Source organism: Nocardia sp. GTS18, from assembly GCF_013839555.1.
Classification (GTDB): Bacteria; Actinomycetota; Actinomycetes; order Mycobacteriales; family Mycobacteriaceae; genus Nocardia; species Nocardia rosealba.
Window position 1 is genome coordinate 23,010 of record NZ_JACBIU010000041.1, and the last position, 12,409, is coordinate 35,418.

General features: G+C 68.7%; 1 protein-coding gene. It reads left to right on the forward strand.

The window, feature by feature from the left end; translation table 11 throughout:
- The first annotated feature begins 709 nt into the window (after positions 1–709).
- Positions 710–12,331, forward strand: a complete 11,622-nt coding sequence (locus HYG95_RS22300) for a non-ribosomal peptide synthetase (RefSeq protein ID WP_181700730.1) — start codon at positions 710–712, stop codon at positions 12,329–12,331.
- Positions 12,332–12,409: the final 78 nt, after the last annotated feature.

The following is a 12,409-nucleotide window of genomic DNA, read 5'->3' on the forward strand; positions in this document are numbered from 1 at the left end:
GGGCACTGCCTTGCGCTTTCAACTACCGCCACCTCGGCGCGCAACGCAGAAGGCGTAAGTACCCATTGCGCCGCGTGTCTAAACTTGCTTATTATGGCTTTCTGGGCAGGTTGCCAGGACGCGAAAATGTCCCGGCAACCGCCGGTCCGAAAATGCCGCAACCGGCAGATCGGGCGAAACGGTTGAATCCTCCAATTGTCGGGGTTGTGGGGAATCCATAGCGCGTGTTCGGCGACAGAGTGGTCGTCGAATCCTGCTGGAACACGCTGGGACTTGGGCACACCATGTCCCAGCAGGCGATCCGGTGCTGCCGATGACTTCCACCCCCGTTCACTTCCTGCTTGTCAAGGGTCGAGACACTGCTGTGACCTGCGTTCCTGCTGCCCGTTGGGTGAGGATCGCCCGAGCGCGTCTGCCGCGCCGACGGGTCAGCCGCACGTTTCACGCCCGCGACCCGGGACCTGGGCATAAGCGACAGCCGCTTACATGAAACGTTAACAATTATTCGAAGGTGTTTATTACAGGTTCGCCACACAATTCACCACTGCCGAAAGCCGGAGTAATTGCGCACCGCATTCTCTGCGGTCGATGTTCCGCGCCATTTTGCTGAATTCGCTTTTCATTTCCGGTGGTGACGCACGTTCATGGGGGCATGGACGGCCCGATTTGTCGGCCTGTTCCTGGAATGACGCAATACACGGAGGTCCACATGACCCAGTCGAAGCACCATCTGGACAGCAGCTGGGAGCAGCCTGTTTCCGCGCCGGGCAACGGCGCGCACCCACACAACGGCAACGGCAACGGTTCCGGTCCGCGACCCCCCAATGCCCTGCCGCTGTCCGCGGCGCAGCGTGGGATCTGGTTCGCGCAGCATCTGGCGCGCCGATCCCCGATTTCGGTGGCCCAGTATGTCGAGATCGACGGGCCCGTCGACGTCGATGGGCTCGTCGCCGCCTGCAAAATCGCCGGGCGTGAGTTCGGGTGCGCGCATGTGCGCCTGGTCGAGGTCGAGGGTGAGCCGTATCAGGTCGTCGACGAGGACCTGCCCTCACCGGTATCGGTGCTCGATCTGCGCGGGGACGACGACCCGGTGGCCACCGCACACGACCTCATGGTCCGCGACTACTCCGCCCCACTGGATCTGCGCAACGACCGGCTGATGAAATGCGTTGTCTTCCAGACGGGTAACGACCACTACCTGTGGTATCAGCGCGCGCACCATATCGTGCTCGACGGTTTCGCCGCGGTCACGATGATGCAGCGGATCGTCGAGCTGTACAACGCGGGGGTGTCGGGGGAGCCGGCGCCGGCCTCCACCGCGAAGGACCTGAGCGAAATCGTGGACCAGGACCTGGCTTACCGGGGTTCGACACGCTTCGACAACGACCGCGACTACTGGACCGAGCACCTCGACGGCGCCCCACCCGTCGTCGGCCTCGCGGGCCACGGCGGCACACCGACCATTCACCCGACGCTGGTCAGCGCGACCCTGCCCGACCACACCGCGCGACAGCTCGACCGGGTCGTCGCCGACCGAGGAACCAGCGTCACCCCGGTGATCGTCGCCGCGTTCGCCGCCTACCTCGCCCGGATGACCGGCAGCGACGAAGTGTTGCTGAGCCTGCCGGTCTCGGGTCGCCATTCGGCGGTGCTGCGCCGGTCCGGCGGGATGGTCGCCAATGTGGTCCCGTTGCGGGTGCCCGTGGCCGGGCACGGGACGGGTGCGGTGATCACCGCCGTGCAGAGCGAGCTGACCAGCGCGCTGCGGCGGCAGCGGTACCGGCAGGAGGACATCTTCCGCGATATGGGGATCGCCCGCGACGAAACCGCGTCGTTCGGGCCGGCGATCAACCTGATGATGGTGAGCAACGAGATCGTGCTCGGCGACACCGTCGGCCGGCTGCATGTGCTGACCTCGGGGCCCACCTCGGACCTGTTCGTCAACCTCTATCCCGGCGCGGGCCGCGACAGCACCCACATAGATTTCCAGGGCAACCCGAGCGTCTACAACGATGACGAACTCGCCGCTCACCACGCCCGGTTCCTGAGGTTCCTGGACGAATTCCTCACCGGCGGGCCGGAACAACCCGTCAGCACCCTGCCGCTGCTGGAACCGGCGGAACGGGCCGCGCTGCTCCCCGTGCGAGGACCCGAGACCGCCGGTGACCGGCTGCTTCCCGATATCCTCACCGCCGGGGCGTACCACGACCCGGCCGCTACCGCAGTCAGCGCCGACACCTCGACACTGACCTATCGCGAGTTGCACACCCGCTCCACACGGCTCGCCCGGTACCTGATCGGTCGCGGATGCGGGCCGGGGACAGCGGTGGCGATCGCCCTGCGCCGTTCAACCGAGTCGGTCGTCGCGGCGTGGGCGGTCGCGAAATGCGGGGCCGCGATCGTGCAGATCGATCCGGACTATCCGGCGAAGCGCATCGAGCACATCATCGCCGACAGCGGCGCCCGGGTGGTCGTCACGCTCGACGCCGTACGGGACCGGCTGCCGAGTAGCGCGCCCGCGCTTGTCCTCGACGATCCCGCGATCCGCGACGCCTGCGCCGCCAGCGGTGACGAACCGGTCACCGATGCCGACCGCGTCCGCCCGTTGCATGTCGGCGACCTCGCCTACATCACCTACACTTCCGGTTCCACCGGTGTGCCCAAGGGTGTGCAGGTCACCCACCGTGGCCTGGCGAATCTGGTCGCCGACCGCAGCGACGCCTACGCGCTGAGCCCGCGATCGCGGGTGTCCTATGCTCTTTCACCGGCTTTCGACGCCTCCTTCGAACAGTTCCTGACCTGTTTCGCGAACGCGGCCACGCTGGTGGTCGTGCCGCCGGAGGTGATCGGCGGCGACCGGCTCACCCGATTGCTGGCCGATGAGCACGTCACCCATCTGACGTTGACGCCGGCGATGCTGGCGACCGTCGACCCGCATCCGCTCACCGACCTGCGGGTGGTGGTGGTCGGGGGTGACGTATGCCCGCCGCATGTGATCGACCGTTGGTCGCGGCACTGCGCGATGTTCAACGAATACGGGCCGACCGAGGCCACGGTGACCGCCGCGGGCGCACGGATCCGCCCCGGCCACGACCTCACCGTCGGTGGCCCCGTCCGCGGTGTGGCGGCGATGGTGCTGGACCGGGCCCTGCAGCCGGTGCCGGTCGGCACGGCAGGCGAACTGTATCTGGCCGGGCCCGGCCTGGCTCGCGGCTACAACCGGCGCTTCGCCGACACCGCGGCCCGTTTCGTCGCCGACCCGTACGGCGATCCGGGGCAGCGAATGTACCGCACCGGCGATCTGGCCCGCTGGGTCACCGAGGATTCGGGGGTTTCGCTGGAACTGTTGGGCCGCAGCGATTTCCAGGTGAAGATCCGTGGCTACCGGATCGAACCGGCCGAGATCGACGCCGCCCTCACCGCGCATCCCGATGTCGACCTGTCGGTGACCGTCCCCGTGCACAACAATGCCGGCACCACCGTCCTGGCCTCCTATGTCGTCCCCGTCGAGGATCACCGTGTGGATCCCGCGCTGCTGCAACGGTTCGCGCGGGAATCGTTGCCGCCGCACATGGTTCCGGCGGTGATCGTGCCGCTGGACCAGCTACCGGTGAACGCGTTCGGCAAACTCGATCGCACCGCGCTGCCGGAACCGGAATTCGGGGCGGTACCGGTCGGGCGCGACCCGGAAACGGACCGTGAGATCCTGATGGCCGGCCTGTTCAGCGAGATCCTCGGTGTCCCACAGGTCGGCGCCGACGACAGCTTCTTCGCCCTCGGCGGTGACAGCATCCTCTCGATCCAGCTGGTGGCGCGTGCGAAAGCCGTCGGGCTGGGGTTCTCCACCCAGGATGTGTTCGAGCACAAGACCGTCGCGGGCCTGGCCGCCATGGCCGCCGAGGCCGGTGGCGCACCGCAGCTGCGCGAACTCCCCGGCGGTGGCGTCGGACCGATCCCGCTGTCACCGATCGTGCACGCCATGCTCGGTCGCGGGCATTACGACCGGTTCGCGCAGGCCACCCTCGTCGAACTACCCGACCGGCTCGACCCGGCACATCTGACTCGCGCACTGCAGGCCCTGCTGGACCGTCACGACATGTTGCGCGCCGTTCTGCGCGTCGATGAGCACCGCCTCGAAGTGCCTGCCCCCGGAACCGTCGATGCCGACGCCGTCATCACCCATGTGACGCTGCATCATCGCGACGCCACCGAAATCGACCGGCACCTACAGGACGCTGCCGACCGTCTCGACCCCGCCGCCGGTGTCCTTGTGCAGGCTGTCCGGGTCCAGGACGGCACCGGTGCGGGCCCGGACCTGCTGTGGCTGGTGGTCCATCACCTCGCCGTCGACGCGGTGTCGTGGCGGATCCTGCTCACGGACCTGGCCCGCACCTGGTTGCAGGTGTCCACCGGCGAGGACCCGCAGCCCGGCACGGGGACCACCTCGGTGCGCAGCTGGGTCCACGGCCTGACCGAACAGGCCGCCGCCCGACGCCCGGCGGAACTGGAACGCTGGAAAACTGTGCTCGCCGAGGGAAACCGGTTGCTCGGGTCACGGCCACTGGACCCCGAACGCGATGTCATGGCCACCGCCGACCGGATCCGGTTGCGTCTTCCCGCGGATATCACCGAAGCCGTCCTCACCGGCATCCCGGCCCGGTTCCACGGCAGCGCCAATGATCCGCTGCTGGCGGCGCTGGCCTTGGCCGCGGCGCAGTGGCGGGCCCGCCGCGGTGACACCGCGGGGACGGAGCTGATTTCGCTGGAAGGGCACGGCCGCGAGGAACAGGCGGTGCCGGGTGCGGATCTGAGTGGCACCGTCGGCTGGTTCACCACCCGATTCCCGGTCCGGCTCGACATGTCCGGTGTCGATCTCGACGATGCCTTCACCGGCGGCCCCGCTGCGGGGTCGGCGATCAAACAGGTGAAGGAACAATTACGCGCGGTCCCGGACAACGGGATCGGTTACGGCATGCTGCGTTACCTCGACCCCGTGGGTAGTGCCGAGCTCGGGACCGCGCCGGAGCCCCAGATCAGTTTCAACTATCTGGGGCGGGTGGGTGTCGGCGATCACTCGGGGGCGTGGACACCCACCACCGAATTCACCTCGCTCACCGCGACCACCGATCGTCGAATGGCGTTGCCCGCGATCGTGGATGTGAACGCGATCGCGGTGCCCGGCCCCGACGGACTCGAGCTCGAGGCCACCTGGGAGTACGCGACGGGCATCATGGACGCCGACGAGGTGTCCGAGTTCGCCGATCTGTGGGTGCGGGCGCTGCACAGTCTGGCCGCGCATCTGCGCACCGACGGCGCAGGCGGTTTCACCCCGTCCGATTTCCCGCTGGTCACGGTCTCGCAGACCGATATCGATGGTTGGGCGCGGGAATTCCCGGCGATGACCGATGTGTGGCCGCTGACCGCGCTGCAAACCGGGCTGCTGTTCCACACCCTCTACGACCGCGACGGCGACGACAGCTACATCGTGCAGGCATCGCTGACCCTGGCCGGTGAGGTGGACGCCCAGCGCATGCGCCAAGCCGCCCAAACCCTGGTCGACCGGCACGACAGCCTGCGCACCGCCTTCGTCGAAACCGCCGACGGTCCCCGCCAGATCGTGCTGCACAGTGTCCGCGCCGATTGGCGCGAAGCCGATCTCAGTGCCCACGACGCCGCCGGACGTGACCGCGAGATCCATCGCCTCACCACCGAGGCGACCGCACCGTTCGATCCCGCCCGTCCGCCGCTGCTGCGTTTCCAGCTGTTGCGCACCGGTGCCGACGAATACCGGTTGCTGATCACCGACCATCATCTCGTGCTGGACGGTTGGTCGATGCCGTTGCTGATCCACCAGCTCCTCGTGTTGTACACCGGCGGCGACGTCGGTGAGCTCGCCGCCCCGCGATCGTTCCGGGACTACCTGCAGTGGTTGCACTCCCAGGACGATGCCGCCGCTACGGCCGCCTGGCAGCGGATGCTGGACGGGGTGGACAACCCCACCCGGGTCTCGGGCCGCCCGGACCGGACGGGTGGTGCGGCCAGTGGTGAGGTCGGGCTCGACCTCGATACCGCTACCGCCGCCGCGGTCCTCGATCTCGGCCGCTCCCACGGTGTCACCGCGGGCACCACCGTCGAGGTGGCGTGGGCGCTGCTGCTCACGGCTCTGACCGGACGCTCCGATGTGGTGTTCGGCAATACGGTGTCGCACCGTCCGCCGCAGCTTCTCGGCGTGGAACACATGGTCGGTCTGTTCATCAACACCCTGCCGGTGCGGGTGCGGCTCGATCCCCACGAAAGCGTCGGAGATCTGCTGATCCGGGTGCAATCCGAGCAGGCCGCGATGCTCGAGCACCGCCATATCGGTTTGGCGGAACTGCAGCGCGCCACCGGGATCGCGGACATGTTCGACACCGTCACGGTGCTCGAGTCCTATCCGCTGGACCGGGAAGGTCTGGCCCGCGATCTCGATGCCGCCGGGCTGCGGCTGATCGATCTCGACGCCCAGGACGCCACCCCGTTCCCGCTGAGCCTGCAGGTCACCCCGCCGCGCCCCACCGGCGACGACGCAGGCACCTACACGCTCACCCTGCGCTACGCCACCGACCGGTTCGACACCGATCAGGCCGCCACCCTGCTCACACGGTTCGAACGGATCCTCACGCAGCTGGTCACCGAGCCCGCCACCCGCACAGCCGCTGTCACCCCGGGACCGGGCGAACCGGTGCCTGCCACCGGTGCTGCCGCCGTGCCCGAACGAACCCTCCACGAGATTCTCGCCGCGACGGCCCAGGGGTATCCCGATGCGGCTGCCGTCCGATCCGGCGACATCACTCTCACCTACCGTGAGCTGCGCCGGCGGGCGGGCGAACTCGCCGCCGAGCTCGTCGCTCGCGGTGCGCGTCCCGAAACGTTCGTCGCCCTGGCGCTACCTAGGTCGATCGACCTGGTCGTCGCGATCTGGGCGGTCTCCGAAACCGGTGCCGCGTTCATTCCGCTCGATCCGGCCAACCCCGGCGAACGCATCGCCGGGATGCTGGCCGATTCGGGGACCGGTCTGGGGATCACTACCGCTCCGGTCGCCGCGCATCTGCCCGGCACCGTGGACTGGTTGACCCTCGACGACGCCCACTCACCGCACCGCGCCCCGGCACTTGCCCGGCCGGTGTCACCCGACAGCACCGCCTACCTCATCTTCACCTCCGGTTCGACCGGCACCCCGAAAGCGGTACAGGTGACCCACCGCGGTCTGGCCGACCTCGTCGCCGCCCACACCGAGGCCTTCGGCGCGGACTCCACCTCCACGGTTTTGCAGGTCGCCTCACCGGGTTTCGACGCCAGCGTCTCGGAACTGCTGCTGGCCCACGGCAACGGCGCCTGCCTGCTGATCGCACCACCGGAGGTGTACGGCGGCGCGGACCTCACCGAACTGCTGCGCACCGCACACGTCACCCACGCCATCATCACCCCGTCGGTGCTGAACACCCTCGACCCGGCGCGGGTGCCGGACCTCACCGCGATCGCGGTGGTCGGCGAAGCCACCGGCGCGGACACCGTGAGGCGGTGGGCGCCCGGCCGACGGCTGATGAACCATTACGGACCGACCGAAACCACGATCTGGGCAACTGGTTCGGCCGCCCTGCACCCGGGTGAACCGGTGACGATCGGTGGACCCGTCCACGGCGTCTCCGTCGCGGTCCTCGACATGTGGTTGCGACCGGTACCGGTCGGAGTCGCGGGGGAGTTGTATGTCGGTGGGCCCGGTCTGGCGCGCGGCTATTTCGGCAGGCCCGCGACCACAGCCTCCCGTTTCATCGCCGACCCGAACTCCGGAAGCGGTGAACGCCTTTATCGCACAGGCGATTCCGTGCGCTGGATTCGCGGGCGCGCCGGGCTCGAACTGGAATATCTGGGCCGTAACGATCAGCAGGTCAAGATCCACGGCCTGCGCATCGAACCGGGGGAGATCGACACCCAGCTCGCCCGCCATCCCGCCGTGGCGAGCGCCGCCACCGTCACCCGCACCGGCCCGACCGGTGAACCGGTCCTGGTGTCGTTTGTCGTCGGCGCACCCGGTCAACCCCTGGACACTACCCACCTGCACGACCACCTCGATCGCACTCTCGCCCACTACATGCATCCCACGACGATCGTGGAACTCGACGATATGCCGGTCACCCCCACCGGCAAGATCGACCGTAAAGCGCTGCGACAGCACGAACTCACCGCCCCCGACACCGCCGGACGCACCCCTGCCACGCCCGCCGAACGCACGATGGCGGACCTGTTCGCGCAGGTCCTGAACCTGGACGAGGTGTCCGCCGACAGCAACTTCTTCACCCTCGGCGGCGACAGCATCGTCTCCATGCGCCTTGTCGCGCTCGCCCGGGCCGTTGGGCTCGTCCTCACCCCACGCGAGGTGTTCGAAGGGAAAACGGTGGCCGCGCTCGCCGCCACCGCTCGCCGCGACACCTCCGCAACGGGCACCGACGACACCTCGGGACCACTCGTCACCCTCGACGATGACGCGATCACCGCACTGCGGCAGCAGTATCCGGGCCTGGCCGAAGTCTGGCCGCTGTCACCGATGCAATCGGGTATCCATTTCCACTCCACCTTCACCGCCGACGCCGACACCTACACCGTCCAGACCACCATCGGCTTCACTGGCGAGATCGACACCGACCGCCTGCGCCGCGCCACCCAGGCCCTGATCGACCGCCACGACATCCTGCGCGCCGGTTTCGCCGAAACCGCGGCCGGACCGCACCAGATCGTGCTCGGCCACGCCGACACCGACTTCCGTGACATCGACCTGACCGGCGGGCAGGACCCACGCACAGCCACCGACATCGCCGCCGCCGACGCCGCAGCCGGTTTCGACCTGTCCGCACCGCCGCTGATCCGGTTCACCCTCATCCGCGTCGAACCCGGTGAGCACCGGCTGCTGGTCACCAATCACCACGTGATCCTCGACGGCTGGTCGATGCCGCTGCTGATGGGCGAACTGCTCGAAAACTACGGTGCACCAGAACAAATCGGCACCACCGGACCCGCTCCCTCCTACCGCGACTACCTCACCTGGCTGCAACACCAAGACCCCGCCGCGTCCAAAGCCGCCTGGGCGCGGGAGTACGCGGACGTGGATTCCCCGACCCGCGTGACACGGGGGACAGGCAGCTCAGGCAACTCGGCCGAGGTGATCACCGACCTGCCGGCGGACGTGTACCGCGAGCTGCGTGATGTCGCCGCCGACGCGGCCGTCACCGTCAGCACCACCGTCGCGGCGGCCTGGGCGCTGAACCTGCGTGTCCTCACCGGCGACACCGATGTCGTCTTCGGCTCGGCGGTGTCGGGCCGGCCACCGGAGCTGCCGCAGGTCGAACGCACCCTCGGCATGTTCCTCAACACCGTCCCGGTCCGGGTCCGGCTCGAACCGGCGCAGACACTGCGCGACCTGCTCGCCCGGGTCCAGGACCAGCACGCCCGCATGCTCGACCACCACTACATCGGGCTCCCCGAGATCCATCGCAGCGTCGGCGTCAGCGAATTGTTCGACACCGCGGTCACATTCCAGTCGTTCCCCGTCGACCGTCCCGCCCTGCAACGACTCGTCGATTCCGCGGGCCTGCGTGTCGGCGAGATCTCCGGCGTCGATGCCACCCCGTTCCCGTTGAGTCTGGTCGTCGCACCCACCCCCGAAGGTTCCTCGGGTCTGCGGATCACGCTCCGCTTCCTGACCGACGAATTCGACGGCACCCGCGCCGACCACATCCTCACCCGGTTCGTGGACGTCCTCACCCGCATCGCCCGCGACCCGGCCACCCGGCTCGGTGCGCTCGCACTTCCCGGCGCACCGGCACCTGCCCACCCGGACACCGCCCACCACACCCCGGACACCCTGGCGGGCATCCTCACCACCACCGCCGCTCGCACCCCCGGTGCCGTTGCCGCACAGTGCGGTGCGGCAACGCTCACCTACCGCGAACTCGACGAACAATCCAACCGCCTCGCTCGCGCCCTGCTGCGCCGCGGCGCCCGGCCCGGCCGGATCACCGCCCTCGCGCTCCCACGCTCACTCACCGGCGTCGTGGCCCTGTGGGCGGCCGCCAAAGCGGGGACGGCGTTCCTCCCGATCGATCCGAACCTGCCCGCCGGACGGATCGAATTCCTGCTGTCGGACTCCGGTGCACCGCTGGGCATCACCGATACCGCTACCGCACCGAAACTGCCCGACGGCACAGACTGGCTGATCGTCGACGACGACCACACTCACCGCAGGGTGGCGGCCGAATCGGCGGAACCGCTCACCGGGCCCGGTGTGCAACCCGATCTCAGTGCCTACGTCATCTACACCTCCGGTTCCACCGGCACCCCCAAAGGTGTTCTGGTCTGCCACCGTGCCCTGACCGATCTGGTCGCGGCACAACACCGGAGGCTGCATGTCGACGACCAGTCCACGGTCCTGCAGGTCGCGTCCCCCAGTTTCGACGCCAACCTGTTCGAACTGCTCATGGCACACGGATCGGGCGGACGGCTCGTCATCGCACCACCGGACGTGTACGGCGGCCGTGAACTCGCCGATCTCCTTCGCCGCGAACACGTCTCGCACGCGGTGATCACCCCGTCCGCGCTGGCCACCGTCCCCGCCGACGACCTCACCACCTTGCGGATCCTGGCGACGGCCGGGGAACCGGTCGGACGGGAACTGGTCCAACGGTGGGCACCGGGGCGCACCATGCTCAACCTTTACGGCCCCAGCGAAACCACCATCTGGGCAACCGCTTCCGAACTGTCCGCCGACGCGCCCATCGGTATCGGCCGTCCTGTCGGTCCGGTGTCCGCCACCGTTCTCGACAGCTGGCTGCGGCCCGTCCCGCAGGGCGTGGCAGGTGAGCTGTATCTGTTCGGTCCGGGGCTGGCCGAAGGCTATATCGACCGGCCCGGCTTGACCGCCGCCCGGTTCATCGCCTGCCCGTTCGGCAGCGGCGGCACGCGCATGTACCGAACCGGTGATCTCGTCCGCCGCAATGCCGCAGGCGACCTGGAATTCGTGGGGCGCAACGACTTCCAGGTGAAGGTCCGTGGCTCACGTGTCGAACTGGGCGAAATCGACGCCGCACTCTCGGCCCGCGCCGACATCTCCTTCGCGACCACCCTCGCGCACACCGACCACGGGGGACCGGCACGCCTGGTGTCCTATGTAGTGCCGGCACCCGGGGAGGAGGTCTCGGTAGCGACCCTGACCGCCGCCCTCTCCGACGCGCTGCCCACCTACATGGTGCCCGCCGCCATCATGATCCTGGACGACGTACCGCTCACCGCCCACGGCAAACTCGACCGCGACCGCCTGCCCGAACCCGTATTCGCCGCCCGCGAATACCGTGCTCCCGCCTCCTGGCCGGAAGAACTCGTCGCCGCCGCCTTCGCACAGGTCCTCGGGGTGCATCGGGTCGGCGCCGACGACGACTTCTTCGCCCTCGGCGGCGATTCACTCAGCGCCTCGCTGGTGGTGGCCCGGGTCGGTGCCGCACTCGGCGTCCGGGTACCGGTCCGTGCCCTGTTCGAGGCCCCCACCGTCGCCGCCCTCGCCCGCCACACCACCACTCTGCGCACCGGCGAACGGATCCCGCTCACCGCCCGCCCGCACCCGGAACCCCTGCCGCTGTCACTGGCCCAGCAGCGCATGTGGTTCCTCAACCGGTTCGAACCGGAATCCGCCGCGTACAACATCCCGGTCATGCTGCGCCTCACCGGCGAACTCGACACCGACGCCTTGCACCGCGCCCTCAACGACGTCATCGCCCGCCATGAAGTACTGCGCACCGTCTATCCCGAGACCGCGGGTGAACCTCGTCAGCTGGTCCTGGCCGAACCCGCACCCGCCTTGCACACCATTTCCGTCGACACCACCACCCTGGCCGAAACGGTGAATACGTTCGTGCGCAACGGATTCGACGTCACGACAGAGGTCCCTCTCCGCATCGGACTTTTCGACCTGGGCACCGGCGAATACCTGCTCGCCCTCGTCGTCCACCACATCGCAGGCGACGGGCAATCCATGGGCCCACTGGCCCGCGATGTCGTCACCGCCTATGCGGCCCGGGTCGGTGGGAACGCACCCGACTGGCAGCCCCTGCCCGTCCAATACGCCGATTACGCACTGTGGCAGCGGGAAGTACTGGGCGCCGCCGACGACCCCGAATCGCTGCTGTCCACCCAGCTGCGGTTCTGGCGGGAAACCCTCGCCGACGCCCCCGACCGACTCGATCTCCCCACCGACCGCCCCGGCCCGCGACGGGGGTGCCGATCACGACGTCGTCGCTGCCGCTGAGGCGTCCCAGGACGGCAGCGAGGGCGGCGTGCATCACCATGAACAGCGAGGAACCGCGACTGTGGGCGAGTTCGCGCA

Bases quoted from the DNA above. Each gene is read 5' to 3' on its own strand.
- HYG95_RS22300 (WP_181700730.1), top strand. From the start codon at position 710: ATGACCCAGTCGAAGCACCATCTGGACAGCAGCTGGGAGCAGCCTGTT.